Raw genomic sequence first — 14462 nt, 5'->3', positions numbered from 1 at the left:
GCAATAAGGGGTTTAATCTAACAGACAAAATTTATTTTTTTGATAAATAAATTTTCATCAAACTCTTTTTTATCAATTTTTATGTATATTGCATTTTCTTTCAAACATATTACAGATTCATATACTCCACTTTCAGATGAAATTATTTTTTTTAATTTTTTTTCTAGTTCTGGAGTTATTTTATCAAGTTTATAAACCTTTGAGTTTAAATAAGTTGGCTCGGCCATTACTAATGTGACTAAAAACCATAGAAGAGCTAAAATTGAACAGAATGTTAAAACACCAGATATGTGAAATTTATGGAATATTATTCCGCTTGCTACTCCTCCAATAAATATACCAAAAAATTGGCAACTTGAGAAAATACCCATAGCTGTTCCTTTACTTCCAACAGGAGCTATCTTTGATACCCATGAAGGTAGACATGACTCTAAGAATGTAAATGCAGCAAAGAAAAAAGTCAGAACTATGCTTAAAACTATAGTATGTTTGTAGCCTATAATTAAAAGCCCTAGACAGCAGCTCAAAATTAAAACAGCAAGGATAAAGAATTTTCTCATTTTACGTTGTGTTTCAGCAATCATAACAAAAGGAAACATCATACTGAAAGAGATGATTAATACGGGAAGATATATAAGCCACTGATAATCAGAAGATATTTGTAATACATTTGTTAGAATAGGAGGAATTACTATAAACAAGGCTGTAAGCGTAGCATGTAAAGTGAATATGCCATAGTTAAGTTTAAGAAGTTCTTTATCAGTTATTATATGCTTAATAAGTGTTAAAACAGGCTTTGCTTCATGATGGAAGCTTGGTGTTTTTGGTGTGGGTATTTTTGTTAATATAAATATACTAATAACTCCACATATTGCAGTTAGCCAAAAAATGCCAGATAGTCCGACAATGCTATTTAATATCGAACTTACCATCATAGCTATTAAGAATGAAAAACCAATAGACATTCCGATGAGAGACATTGCTTTAAGACGATTTTCTTCTTTTGTAGAGTCAGCAACTAATGCAGTTAGCGTACTTCCTATCGCCCCAGCACCTTGTATAGCTCGACCAATTATTATTCCATAAATAGTAGTTGAGCAGGCTGCGACAATGCTACCAATAATAAAAAATACTAAACCAACTAGAATAATAGGCTTACGACCAAATTTATCTGACAAAATGCTTAATATAATCTGTAGCATAGCTTGGCTTAGTCCATAAACACCTAGGGCTAAGCCTATTAAAAAGGGCGTTGCATACTGTAAATGATTAATATACAAGCTAAATATTGGGAAAATAATAAATAGTCCAATCATTCTAAAACTATATATAAGAGAGATATTAATAGTGGTTCTTAATTCTTTGTTATACATTGAAAATATTTATTTGTAATAAAATATTGATGAGTATATCGAATATATACCTATATTAAAACATTGAAAAAAATTATTAATTAGTGAGTTTTTTTTCATAGTTATGTAATATTATTATACTTACTTGGTAAAGTATGTGCTTAGAAATAAAACAATTAATATGTAATTATAATTTAAAAGGAATGTGTTGATGAATTGGAAAAAATACTTACTAATATTTGCAAGTATATTGGGAGTACTATCTTTATCTAGTTGTAAAGGTGGTATTTGGAATCCAATGGGCGTTATTACATCGCAAGAAAAGCATTTGCTAATATTTGCGACTGTCATTATGCTTTTTGTGGTTATCCCAGTTATTATTTTAACACTTTGGTTTGCTTGGAAATATAGAGATGGAGCAAATTCTGAGTATAAACCTACTTGGAGTCATAGTAATAAGTTGGAAATAATCTGTTGGGGTGTGCCGTTTGTAATAATTTTGATATTGTCTATTGTTACATGGAAAACAACACACACACTTAGCCCATATAAACCTTTAGAGTCAGATAAGAAACCTGTAGAGATTGATGTGGTAGCTTTGAATTGGAAATGGATGTTTATCTATCCTGATTATGGTATAGCAACAGTTAACTATATTGAAATACCTAAAGATCGTCCAATTAATTTCAAAATAACATCGGCAGCACCAATGAACTCTTTCTTTATTCCGGAGCTTGCAGGGCAAATATATGCGATGACAGGTATGACGACTCAATTGCATGTAATTGCTGAGCATGAAGGGAAATATAGAGGCTTTTCTGCAAACTATACAGGTATAGGTTTTGCTGAGATGCAGTTTTATGCCAAAGTGACTAACCAAACAGACTTTGATAAATGGGTTAAAGAAGTTAAAGATGGTAAGCATCAATCATTGACATGGGATTATTTCTGGAAAGATCTTGTTAAAGATTCTATAAATAATCCAGTAGCATACTACTCTCATGTTGATAAGAATTTATTTAATCATATTGTTATGTCATATATGATGCCAAATTATGAGCCAGGAAGTATGGCTAATGGAATGCATAGTATGCATCATGGGCAAGCAATGCATAGCACTATGCATCATAACCATGGTATGTAATTAGTAAATAGTAGTTTATAAATAGGAGAAAAGTATGCTAGAAGCATTGATTGGGAAACTAAGTAATCCTCATTTAGTGTTTCCATACCTATACGAGCCAGTAAGCCAGCAGTTGATTATACTTGTGATGTTTATTGGTGTTGTATTTGGAGGTGTGGCACTATTAGGAGGCATTACTTATTTTAAAAAATGGGGTTATTTATGGCGAGAGTGGTTTACAACTGTCGATCATAAGAAAATAGGTACGATGTATACTATCGTAGCATTAGTTATGATGTTCCGAGGTTTTGTTGATGCAGCAATGATGAGAACTCAGCAAGCATTAGCCTCTGGTGATAGTACAGGTTATTTAATTCCAGAGCATTTTGATCAGATATTCACAGCTCATGGCGTGATTATGATCTTTTTTGTGGCCATGCCTTTAGTATTTGCATTAATGAATTGGGTAATTCCTCTTCAAATTGGTGCTAGAGATGTAGCTTTCCCATATATGAACTCTTTAAGTTTTTGGTTGTTTGTTGTAGGGGCTATGCTAATAAACGTTTCTTTATTAGTGGGAGATTTTGCTCATGCTGGATGGCTTGCATATCCACCTTTTTCTGAAATGACCTATAGTCCAACCGTCGGAACAGATTATTATATATGGGGGCTACAGATATCGGGTATTGGTTCATTAATGACAGGTATTAACTTCTTTGTAACCATTATCAAAATGCGTTGTAAAGGCATGACTTTAATGAAAATGCCAATATTTACATGGGCATCTCTTTGTTCTGTTATCTTAGTAATAGCAGCATTCCCTGTATTAACAGTAACTTTGACGTTACTAACATTAGATAGATATTTTGGCACGCACTTCTTTACAGTTTCAGGTGGTGGTGACCAAATGATGTATGTAAACCTTATTTGGATATGGGGACATCCTGAAGTTTATATTCTTGTATTACCTATGTTTGGGGTATTTTCAGAAGTTGCAGCAACTTTTTCTAAGAAGCCTCTATTTGGGTACACAACTATGGTTTGGGCAAGTATAGCTATTACTATATTGTCATTTACAGTTTGGCTTCACCATTTCTTTACAATGGGAGCTAGTGCAAATGTCAATGCTTTCTTTGGAATTATGACAATGATTATTGCAATTCCAACAGGAGTTAAGATCTTTAACTGGTTATTTACTATGTATAAAGGTCGTATAACATTTGCAACACCTATGATGTGGCTTATAGGTTTTATGATAGTTTTCTCTGTTGGTGGTATGACAGGTGTATTATTATCAGTGCCAGGTGTTGATTTCCAAATGCATAATAGTGTATTTTTAATCGCTCACTTCCACAACGTTATCATTGGGGGTGTTGTATTTGGAGCTTTTGCAGGCCTTACATTCTGGTTCCCGAAAGTATTTGGCTTTAAGTTAAATGAGCGCTTAGGTAAATATGCTTTTTGGTGTTGGCTAGTAGGTTTCTTTGTTGCATTTATGCCTTTATACATATTAGGTATGATGGGTATGACAAGAAGACTATATCATTACTCAGCATCAACTGGTTATCAGTCATTACTAATTGTTGCATGGGTTGGTGCAATGATTATCGGTTTGGGTATTTTATTCCAAGTTTTACAAATTCTTGTAAGTATTAAAGATAGAGAAAAAAATCGTGTTGGTTCAGATGCTTGGGGTTATGGACGTACTTTAGAGTGGGGTATTCCGTCACCAGTACCTTTTTATAACTTCTCACATGATCCAGTTGTCGAAGAGCGTGATGCTTATTGGGATCATAAAGAAAAAGGTTTAGGTGTTGATAATAAACCACTGACTAGTGATAAAAAATATGAAGATATCCATATGCCAAAAAATACCTCAGTAGGAGTTATCATTGGAGCATTTAGTTTTGTATTTGGTTTTGCTGCAGTATGGCATATCTGGTGGTTAGTAGCAGTAGGTGTAGTTGGTATGATAGGCACAGTTCTATATAGATCATTTGATTATAATATTGATTACTATGTGAAAGCTGATGAAGTTAAAGATGTTGAAAATAAATATAATCAACAAGGAGAGTTACGCGTATGAGTACAGTAACTGTAGAAAATCATCACCATGAACATCATTTTGATGGTTCTAAGAGTGTATTTGGTTTTTGGATTTATATAATGAGTGACTGTGTGCTTTTTGCAACACTGTTTGCAGTGTTTGCAGTTTTTCATGAGCACACTTTTGGTGGGGTAGCTTCACACGAGATTTTTAATCTACCTTTTGTATTTGTAGAAACTATGCTTTTATTGGTAAGTAGCTTTACATTTGGTTTGGCAATGCTTAACCGTAACTCTAATGATATTGGTAAAGTTATAAAATTCTTGTGGGTAACCTTTTTTCTGGGTCTAGGCTTTATATGTATGGAAGTATATGAGTTTTATGAGCTAGTAATGGAATGTCATACTTGGTCATCAAGTGCGTTTTTATCATCTTTCTACACTCTTGTAGGGACTCATGGGTTACATGTAACAATGGGGCTTTTATGGATTGTAAGTATGATATTTCAGCTTAAAAAATACGGTATGAATCCGATGGCTAAGACAAAGCTTACTTATTTAGGACTATTCTGGCATTTCTTAGATATCGTATGGATATTTGTATTCTCAATAGTTTACTTATTAGGAGCAGTATAATATGACTAAAGAACATTTATATGACCATGATACTGGTGCTGCATACGGATCTTATAGAAGCTATATAATGGGTTTTGTGTTATCTATTATAACGACAACAATAGCTTTTGTACTGGTTGGATTTAGCTTATTGCCTCCTGTTGCATTATGTATTGCCGTGGCAATCTTAGCTGTTGCGCAGCTTTTTATTCAGTTAGTATATTTCCTTCATCTTAATACAGATTCTAAGGCGCGCTGGAATTTAATAAGTGCTATATTTGCGGCTATTATTGTAGTAATTGTGGTTGCAGGTACTATGTGGATCATGTTTGACTTGTATGACATGATGATGTAATTCTTAATTAAATTTCTTTTATGATGTCTTTTAAAAAATATTTCCAGTTAACTAAGCCAGGTATTATTTTTGGTAACTTAATTACTCTTACTGGAGGCTTTCTACTGGCAACGCATAGAGAAATTGGTGTTGAACATTTAGCACTATTTTTTTATGTGATGCTGGGCGTTGCTTTAATGATTGCAGCAGGCTGTGTATTTAATAATATCTATGATAAAGATATTGATAGTGCTATGGTACGCACAAAAAATCGTCCGTTAGTTACTGGAGATATTTCAGTTATACAAGCGACTATTTATGGTTCAATATTGTTGATACTTAGCTGTGCTGTTTTGTACTATCTTGTTAATCTTTTGACTCTATGGATTATTATAATTGGCTTTATCGTGTATGTGGGTATTTATACAGTATCTAAGCGTATCACTATCCATGCTACTATCTTAGGTGGTATCTCTGGTGCTATTCCTCCAGTGGCTGGGTATACAGCAGTTGTTAATCATTTAGACTATAATGCTCTGGGATTATTTCTAATTTTATTTTTTTGGCAAATACCTCACTCATTTGCTATAGCTATGTTATATATGGATGACTATAAGAAAGTTAATCTTCCAATGTTACCATTAGTGAAAGGTGTAGTATGTACAAAGAAAATTATGCTTATGTATTTGGTTTTGTTTGTAATATCATGTGCTTTACCAACAATGTTAGGTACGGCTGATCGGGTATCATTTGTTATATGTATGTTAATAGCGATTTTTTGGTTATATAAATCTGCTAAGTCATACATACAAGATGAAGATAGAGTTTTTGCAAAAACTGTATTTAAATTTTCTATAGTTGTGATTACTTTGATTTGTTTAACTTTTGGATAAGTAAGCTTAGAGTTATAAGTCTATATTTAAGCTTTTTGCTATTGCTTTAAGCTTTTTCATTGTTTCAGGTAATTTTCTAATAGCAATCCATTGTTTTGCTAGCTCTTTATCTTTGTATGCAGGATAGCCCATTTGACTCTCCCCTGCAGGGACATCCCACATAACACCAGCTTTAGCACCAACTTTAGCACCACTACCGATATTAATATGATCTTTGATACCAGCATTACCAGCAATTACAACCCCGTCGCCAATAGTAACTGAACCACTAATTCCTGCTTGGCCACAGATCATGCAACCTCTTCCAATGATAACATTGTGACCTATTTGGACTAGATTATCTATTTTTGTAAAATCACCAATTATAGTAGAGCCGTATTTTGCAAGGTCTATACAAGTACCAGAACCAATATCAACATAGCTGCCAATTACTACATTACCAATATGGGGTATTCTAACAATACTTTTACCATCTTGTGATGGTCTATAACCAAAACCATCACTCCCAATGGAGCAGTTTGAATATAGTCTACAAAAGTGTCCTATTTCAGTTCTTTCCCGAATTGTTACATTTGGCCATATTATGCAATTCTGTCCGATACTAGTTTGGTCATAAATACATACATTAGCGTATATTATCGTATTATCACCAATAGATACATTTTTACCAATATAGGCTCCTGGTCCAATAGATACATTTTTACCTATTTGAGCTGTTGGATCTATTACAGCTTTCTCGTGTATGCCATTTTGTTCAGGATTAGGCTCAGAAAATAATTCTAGGGTTATAGCCATTGCAAGATCTGCATTTTTTACAATTATTAAAGGTTTATCATTTATATCTAGTAGATCTTTACTTATATCTTCACTAACAATTGCCGCAGAGGCATTAGAATTTTCCCATAATCTTATGTGCTCATATTTATTTATAAGAGTTAAATCATCTTGCTTAGCAAGAGTTGCATAGTTCAACCCTGAGATTAAGACATCTTTATTTGATGGATTTATTAATTTCCCATTTATTTGTTGAGAAATTTCTGTAACAGAATATTTCATGTAAAACTTAATATTTTTTTAATAAAAGATTATTTAAGATTAACATCTTTCTTAAAATTATGATATAGAAACTAATCACCGACACCAAAATCTGTATTATCGACAAGTATTTCAAATTGAGGATCATTAAAGAGATGCTTATATTCATCTAAGAACCATTCCTTTAAACTCTCATCAGCTTTGATATTGGTTGTGTTATTAACATATAGATTAAGAGTGGTATGTTGGAAGTGGTTTTTTGCTATCTCAATATCTTTCCTAATAATTTCTTTAGTTTGTCCTTGTACACCTATTAATAGACAAACAGAATCAAATAACCTGCTTAACTGCTCTGGTGAGTCATGATGAAAACCTTTATTTAAAAGATTTTCTCTAAAATTATAATCAAAGCTTTCAAGCCCAGTTTTTATAAAAATTTCAGTTTCAAAAGTATCTTTGATTTTATGTAGATGATCTTTATACATCCAGTGAGCTTCGACAAAAAGCAGTTTGATATTTTTCTCTTTTATAATTTCTTTGATACGATTTTTTGTTTGTAATGGTAGTTCAAAGATATTTCCAGAATTTATGATCTCTAATATACCAAACTCACCAGTGATATTTTCTAAGACTTCAAAATTTATGCTATTAATTTCATCAATATTTTTAGAGTTATCTAATATATAGTCACAGAATGTGCATTTGCCATAAGCACAAGGACGACTTTTTAGAAGTACAATTTCACGTTTGTACTTTTGTACATCTGTGATTTTGCTATAGCGTTGCATTACTTAATATACTCCTGAGCCTGTATGAGAGCTAGCTCATCTGTATCTAATTCATGAGTCACTCTAAAGATCCCATCTAAGCATTGTGTAACTGACTTCAATGCTTCATCAAGGCTTTTCCCTTTTAATAAATAGCTTAGAAACATAGCTGCTGTTATATCTCCAGAGCCACTAACTTTAGGTTGAACTTTATATTTAGGAGATTCTATATGTGAAAAATTTCCTTTGTTATATATTGCTATGCCAGTTTTTGAGTGACTAAACGATACACTGGTTACAATAATTACTAGTTCATTGTTTTTTGTTATTTTAATTAGTTTTTCACATGCTTTAGCAATATCGCTATAGTCTTTAATTTCAGTATTACCAAGAACACTTAGCTCAAATAGATTTGGAGTAATAATGTCAGCTAGTGGCAATAAATGTTCTAGAAAAATACTAGGATGATCTTCAGATGCAAAAATATGACCTTGCTCTTGATCATCATACTTGTCACCAAAAACAGGATCACAGCAATATAAACTACTAGGACTCTCTTCTTTAAGTTCAGCAACCGTATTAGCAATAACTTTTGCTATTTCAAGATCTCCAATATATCCAGATAAGATAGCATCTTGTTTAGATAAAAAGTTATTAGCCATCATACCATCTATTACATTCTGAATGTCGTTAGCATTAAAAAAAGATCCTTTAAAAAAATCATATTGAGTATGATTTGATAGTTGAACAGTGTATATGGGTGATACATCTATGCCGAGCTTTTGCATTGGGAAAACTGCGGCTTTATTTCCAGCGTAGCCATAGGCCACATGTGATTGTATAGAAAGTACACGAGGTATATTAGAAGACATTAAACTATAAACCTAGATTTGTTCTTATGTTTGAAAGTAGGTCAACAGATGCTTGTTTATCACCAAGTTTACCTATTTTTATAAATATATTAATGATGTTACCTTGATCTTGAACTATTCTAACGCTGAAGTTGTCAACACCTGACTCATTAAAGTAATTCTTATCTGTTGCAAAAGTTCCAGATATATCAGCAGATTTCTCATGTATAGAACTATTTGTGATGTTATAGATTTTACTATTGTTTAGAGCTAGCTTAGTAGCATTATAAACACTATTTACATCAGTATTGTCTATTTGAGCTGAGAAAGTCCCGTTTACAAATCTAACAATAGAGTCGCCTGTATTATTAAGGTCATTAGATAAGCTAGCATTGTTTGAACAGCTTGCAAGTGAAGCAGAAACAAATGCAACTGCTATTAAAAGTTTAAATTTTTTCATCTTAATTAACTCCTTTTTCATAAGCTCGATAGGAATTTTATAATAGTATTTGTTTTTTGTAAATTAACTATATGATGTTTAAACTCTTGAAAAAGCGGTAATAGCCCCTATACTTCTAATCAAGAGTTTTACGATTTGGGAGGAAATCGATGTCTGTATATAGTCAATTTGAAGAGCTATTAGAGTTTTTAAATAATCGCGTCGTAGGACAAGAAAACTTAAATAAACGTTTGCTTATAGCATTGTTAGCTGGTGGACATCTTCTTGTTGAAGGAGCTCCAGGTTTAGCAAAAACAACAGCGATTAAGACGTTGTCAGAAAGTATAGATTGCTCATATCATAGGGTACAATTCACACCTGACCTTTTACCTGCAGATTTAACAGGTACAGAAATCTATGTACCTCAACAGCAGCGTTTTGAATTCCAATCGGGTCCTTTATTTCATAATTTGCTTTTAGCTGATGAGATAAACAGAGCTCCAGCAAAAGTTCAATCAGCTTTACTTGAAGCTATGGGTGAAAAGCAGATCACAGTAGGTAAACAAACATATCCTTTATCTGATTTGTTTATGGTAATGGCGACGCAAAACCCAATTGAGCAAGAAGGTACTTATCCATTGCCAGAAGCTCAGTTAGATAGATTTATGATGTTTGTTAAGATTGAATATCCAGATCCAGCAACTGAAGCAAAAATCTTAGCTATAAGTAGAGGAGAGGCATTAGGACATAAGCTTAAACATCCAAATATCCATCAAGATACTATTTTTAAAGCTCAAAAAGAAGTGTTGAATATTAAAATTTCTGAAGCGGTGGAGCAGTATATTATTCAGTTGATATTAGCTACTAGAGACCCTTCAAAATATAATAAAAATATTAAAAAATGGATAGCATTTGGCTCTAGTCCAAGAGGAACTATAGCATTAGATAGAGCTGCAAGAGCACATGCTTGGCTTATAGGACATGATTATGTTTCACCAAGTGATATTCATGCTGTTGTTTATGAAGTGTTACGTCATAGGATATTATTAACTTTTGAAGCTGAAGTCGATGGTGTAACAACAGATGATGTTATTACTGAATTATTAAAGGTTGTTCCTATTCCATAAAAAGGTAATTACATGAAGAGTTTTAAAGGTGTTAGACCTGATGTCCAAGAGCTTTTAAGGTTTCGATATCAAACTAAAGCACTTAAGCTATTTGCTAACCAAAGAGTAAATTCAACAAATGCTGGTAATAAGCTCTCTCGAGCAAAAGGTCGAGGCATGGATTTTGATGAGGTTAGACATTATCAGCCTGGTGATGATATTCGTTTAATGCATTGGGCTCTTACTGCAAGATTAGGCAAACCTTATACCAAAGTTTACCATGAAGAAAGGGATAGAAGCCTATACTTTGTATTAGATCAAAGCAATACTATGAACTTTGGAACTAGAGAATGTTTTAAGAGTGTCAAAGCTACAAATACTCTTGCTTTGATAGGTTTTGGAGCATTGGAGGCTCATGAAAAGGTAGGTGGAATTATCTTTGATGATAATGGCTATAATTTCTACCCAGCAAAACAGGATAAATCATCATTGGTTAAAATGTTCAATTTCGTTGCAAATGATGATAAAAAATATCAGATATCTTCTGATCGGAAATTAGCTGAAGCATTAAAATTTCTTTATGCAAAGATTCGTAGCAGTAGTATCGTTGTCGTAATAAGTGATTTTAGTAGTTTTGATGAAGAGGCAAATAGGTATCTTAAATTATTGAGCAATAAAAACTCTGTGATTAATGTATTTAGTTATGATCCTATAGAAAAGGATTTGCCAGGTTTAGATACTTACTACTTTAGTAATGGTAAGCAAAGAGTAGTTTTAGATTCAGCAAGTAAAAAACAAAATAAAGTTTATACGAATATTTATAAAAGTAGGCATGATGCTATACAGGATTTTTCACGTAAGAATAAAACAGGTTTCATAGAAGTTGCTACAAATGATGATTTGATTAAAACAATAAATTATGGGGTAGCTAATTATGAAAAGTAATAGTCTACTAGAGCAATTAAAAGATATCTATTTACCTGATAGAGTTTCGCAATGGTGGCCATTAGCATATGGTTGGTGGATCGTTTTGGGTTTAATTATTCTAGGAATTATTTTGGGTTTAATTATTCTGCGAATAAAGCAAAAGAAAGATTTATATAAAAATTCAATAATAGATGAATTTAAACAAGAAGTAGATAGTGTTTACAAAAATAATCCGACACATGTTTTAGAGAGCATCTCTGTTTATCTAAAAAGAGTTGCATTGCAGAAATTTCCAAGTGAAGAGATAAAGACATTATATGGTGAAAAATGGTTAGAGTTTCTAGATTCAAAAATAGAAGATAAGAGCTTTGAAACCACTAAAGCAAGACTTCTTGAGAATACTTATAAACCTACAGAGCTAGATAGAGCAACCTTTGAGGAAATAATGGTCGTAGCTGAAAAGTGGTTGAGGAGAGTCATATGATAAATATTGAATATCCTTGGTTTTTTGTTTTAGTTATTTTACCAGTAGTAATTTACTGGATTTTTCCTCGAGCTAAAAATAACCAACAGTCAGCTTTGAAGACACCTTTTTTTGACCAGTTGCAATCGCAGTTAGGTACACACAGTGCGCATGATTTTTCAAAAGCTAACTATTTTAAATATATTTTAGCGGCTATTTGGCTGCTTTTGATTATTTCCGGATCAGGAATACAATGGTTGGGTAAGCCGATTAGTATGCCACAAAGTGGTAGAGCTTTGATGATGGCTATAGATCTTTCAGGAAGTATGGCTATAGAAGATATGAAAAAACCTGATGGAAAAATGGAGTCAAGATTTGATCTGGTTATGCGAGTAGCAAATCAGTTTTTAGATACTCGAAAAGGTGATCGTGTTGGGCTTGTACTATTTGGGACGCGAGCGTATTTACAAACTCCACTGACATTTGATATTCCCACAGTTAAAAAAATGCTCGATGACTCTAGTATTGCATTAGCAGGTCCAAATACAGCAATAGGTGATGCTCTTGGCCTATCTATCAAAAAACTAGAGTCGTATCCAAATGATTCAAAAGCTATTATATTGCTTACAGATGGTGATAATACCGCGGGTTTATTACAACCACTTCAAGCAGCTGAGATAGCTAAACAATATGGGATAAAAATATACACGATAGCCCTTGGTGGCGGACAAATGCTTATCCAAACTGCTTTTGGAAAAAGATTAGTAAATACATCTGAGGATTTAGCTACGGAGACTCTGCAGGAAATAGCTAAGATGACTGGAGGTCAGTATTTTAGAGCACAAAATAGTAGTGATTTAAAAAATATATATAAAGATATAGATAAGCTTGAGCCAATTAATTTAGATAAAACTATAGTTAGGCCAGTTACATATCTTTATCCTTGGAGTTTAGGCTTAGCATTGATTTTGAGTTTTGTACTTGCTGGTATTTGGCTAAAACGCAGAGGAGGACACTAAATGGATTTTCATTTATTAAGACCTTGGTGGCTTCTGGCTTTGATACCAGTTATAATATTGACGATATTGCTTTTTAAAAATTCAGCAAAATCTAATAGCTGGAGTAAGTATTGCGATAGTCATTTGCTTGAGCATGTGACTATAGGTCAAGATTCAAAAACAAATAAAACTCTAATTCCTTTAGCATTTTTATTTTTATGGATAATTGCAGTATTTGCACTGGCTGGACCAACATATAAACATAAAGATATTCCTATCTATCAAAAAGACATCTCAAGGGTTATTGCACTAGATGTTTCTCAATCTATGGATACTGCAGATATATCTCCAAGTAGGCTTGAACGGGCTAAGTATAAGATTCTTGATATATTAAAGAGAATAAAAGAAGGTCAAGTTGGGATGTTAGTGTTTTCTAGTGAGCCCTTTGTAGTTACTCCATTAACTTCAGATGCAAAAACTGTTGCGAATTTAGTTCCTGTATTAAACTCAAATATTGTTCCAGTTCACGGACACAATATAACAAGAGCATTGAAAAAATCAGCTGAACTTATTGAACAGGCAGGAGCATCAGAAGGACAAATAATCTTAGTAACAGACTCAACACCTTCAGCTAAAGCAATAAGTGAAGCAAAAGATTTAGCTCAGAAAGGTATAAAAACTGATGTGTATGCGATAGGTACTCCCAAAGGAGGAATAGCTAAAGATGCAACAGGTAACTACCTTAAAGATGATAAGGGTAATATTCAATATTTTGGTGTTAATCTTGTGAAATTAAAATCTTTAGCAGATTCAGGAGATGGAAAATTAGTAACTTTGACGAATAATAATGCAGATATTAAAAGCTTACTATCAGAAAAAATAGGAGTTGGAGCAAAAAAATCAAAACAGGATTCAACTAATATTTTCTGGCAAGATGATGGTATTTATATTATATGGGTATTAAGTATTTTGAGTGTTTTTATCTTTAGAAGAGGTGTTTTGGAGAGAATATGTCGTTAAAGAAATTAATATTTATTTTAATACTAATACCAAGCTTTTCTTTTGCTAGTAAGTGGGATGATTTATGGCAGACTAAAGATCAGCAGGGTATGAGCTACTATGATAGTGGTAATACTAAGAAAGCTGCTGTAGCTTTTGAAAATAGTGATTGGAAAGGAGCTTCATATTATAAGTCAGGCGATTATAAAAATGCGTATCAAGAGTTTAAAAAAGATAGCTCTGCTAAAGGTCTTTATAATCAAGGTAATGCTTTAACTCATCTTGGTCAGTATAAAGAAGCTATTGATACTTATAAAAAAGCTATTGAAAAAAGACCAGATTTTGAAGATGCTAAAAGTAATCTAGAAATAGCCAAAGAGTTGGAAAAGCAGAAAAAGAAACAGCAGAATAATAAAGACAATAAAGACAATAAAGACAATAAAGATAATAAAGATAATAAAGATAATAAAGATAATAAAGATAATAAAGATAATAAAGATAATAAAGATAATAA

At 32.6% G+C, this 14462-nt stretch carries 16 protein-coding genes; 11 read left to right on the top strand and 5 right to left on the bottom strand.

Annotated elements, in window-relative coordinates:
* Positions 1-17 precede the first annotated feature (17 nt).
* A complete protein-coding gene (locus R8535_RS04490; RefSeq protein WP_329496918.1) occupies positions 18-1373 on the bottom strand; it encodes an MFS transporter in 1356 nt (451 codons plus the stop codon).
* Between the two features lie 190 nt (positions 1374-1563).
* Between R8535_RS04490 and cyoA the strand changes: the two genes are divergently transcribed.
* The 5 genes from cyoA to cyoE are packed head-to-tail and all read left to right on the top strand — an operon-like array spanning position 1564 to position 6363.
* Entirely contained in the window at positions 1564-2496 is a 933-nt protein-coding gene (gene cyoA / locus R8535_RS04485; RefSeq protein ID WP_329496920.1) for a ubiquinol oxidase subunit II, read from the top strand.
* A gap of 34 nt (positions 2497-2530) precedes the next feature.
* A complete protein-coding gene (gene cyoB, locus R8535_RS04480) occupies positions 2531-4561 on the top strand; it encodes a cytochrome o ubiquinol oxidase subunit I (protein WP_329496921.1) in 2031 nt (676 codons plus the stop codon).
* Positions 4558-5157, top strand: a complete 600-nt coding sequence (gene cyoC / locus R8535_RS04475) for a cytochrome o ubiquinol oxidase subunit III (RefSeq protein ID WP_329496922.1) — start codon at positions 4558-4560, stop codon at positions 5155-5157. Before cyoB ends, cyoC begins: the two co-directional genes overlap by 4 nt.
* A gap of 1 nt (position 5158) precedes the next feature.
* A complete protein-coding gene (cyoD, locus tag R8535_RS04470; protein WP_329496923.1) occupies positions 5159-5491 on the top strand; it encodes a cytochrome o ubiquinol oxidase subunit IV in 333 nt (110 codons plus the stop codon).
* Between the two features lie 23 nt (positions 5492-5514).
* Positions 5515-6363, top strand: a complete 849-nt coding sequence (cyoE, locus tag R8535_RS04465) for a heme o synthase (protein ID WP_329496951.1) — start codon at positions 5515-5517, stop codon at positions 6361-6363.
* Positions 6364-6375: 12 nt separating this feature from the next.
* Here the strand turns inward: cyoE and lpxD are convergent, their stop codons facing one another.
* From lpxD to R8535_RS04445, 4 genes are all read right to left on the bottom strand, one after another.
* Positions 6376-7419 (bottom strand): UDP-3-O-(3-hydroxymyristoyl)glucosamine N-acyltransferase, encoded by a 1044-nt coding sequence (lpxD, locus tag R8535_RS04460; RefSeq protein WP_329496925.1) that lies wholly within the window; start codon positions 7417-7419, stop codon positions 6376-6378.
* A gap of 71 nt (positions 7420-7490) precedes the next feature.
* On the bottom strand, positions 7491-8186 hold the full coding sequence (locus R8535_RS04455) for a radical SAM protein (RefSeq protein ID WP_329496927.1): 696 nt from the start codon (positions 8184-8186) through the stop codon (positions 7491-7493).
* A complete protein-coding gene (gene pdxY / locus R8535_RS04450) occupies positions 8186-9037 on the bottom strand; it encodes a pyridoxal kinase (RefSeq protein WP_329496929.1) in 852 nt (283 codons plus the stop codon). The genes R8535_RS04455 and pdxY overlap by 1 nt, the downstream gene beginning before the upstream one ends.
* A gap of 4 nt (positions 9038-9041) precedes the next feature.
* Positions 9042-9476 (bottom strand): DUF3568 family protein, encoded by a 435-nt coding sequence (locus tag R8535_RS04445; RefSeq protein ID WP_329496931.1) that lies wholly within the window; start codon positions 9474-9476, stop codon positions 9042-9044.
* Between the two features lie 149 nt (positions 9477-9625).
* Here R8535_RS04445 and R8535_RS04440 point away from each other — a divergent pair, with 149 nt between their 5' ends.
* The 6 genes from R8535_RS04440 to R8535_RS04415 form a co-directional block, all read left to right on the top strand.
* Positions 9626-10582 carry an AAA family ATPase gene (locus R8535_RS04440; protein ID WP_329496932.1) on the top strand — a complete coding sequence of 319 codons (957 nt, stop codon included), beginning with the start codon at positions 9626-9628 and terminating at the stop codon, positions 10580-10582.
* Positions 10583-10594: 12 nt separating this feature from the next.
* On the top strand, positions 10595-11506 hold the full coding sequence (locus R8535_RS04435; RefSeq protein ID WP_329496934.1) for a DUF58 domain-containing protein: 912 nt from the start codon (positions 10595-10597) through the stop codon (positions 11504-11506).
* Positions 11496-11972 (top strand): DUF4381 domain-containing protein, encoded by a 477-nt coding sequence (locus R8535_RS04430; protein ID WP_329496936.1) that lies wholly within the window; start codon positions 11496-11498, stop codon positions 11970-11972. The genes R8535_RS04435 and R8535_RS04430 overlap by 11 nt, the downstream gene beginning before the upstream one ends.
* The gene (locus tag R8535_RS04425; protein ID WP_329496938.1) at positions 11969-12970 is read left to right on the top strand and encodes a VWA domain-containing protein; all 1002 of its coding nucleotides are present in this window, start codon (positions 11969-11971) and stop codon (positions 12968-12970) included. Before R8535_RS04430 ends, R8535_RS04425 begins: the two co-directional genes overlap by 4 nt.
* A complete protein-coding gene (locus tag R8535_RS04420; RefSeq protein ID WP_329496940.1) occupies positions 12971-13969 on the top strand; it encodes a vWA domain-containing protein in 999 nt (332 codons plus the stop codon). It begins immediately after the preceding gene.
* Positions 13960-14462, top strand: a 503-nt coding sequence (locus tag R8535_RS04415) for a tetratricopeptide repeat protein (RefSeq protein WP_329496942.1), incomplete at its 3' end; no start/stop codon positions are given. The genes R8535_RS04420 and R8535_RS04415, both read left to right, overlap by 10 nt.

Origin of the sequence: Francisella sp. 19S2-4 (assembly GCF_036281795.1) — a bacterium.
In the GTDB taxonomy this organism is placed as follows: domain Bacteria; phylum Pseudomonadota; class Gammaproteobacteria; order Francisellales; family Francisellaceae; genus Francisella.
The sequence above is the reverse complement of the archived record's forward strand: the minus strand, read 5'-3'. Positions and strand labels throughout refer to the sequence as shown.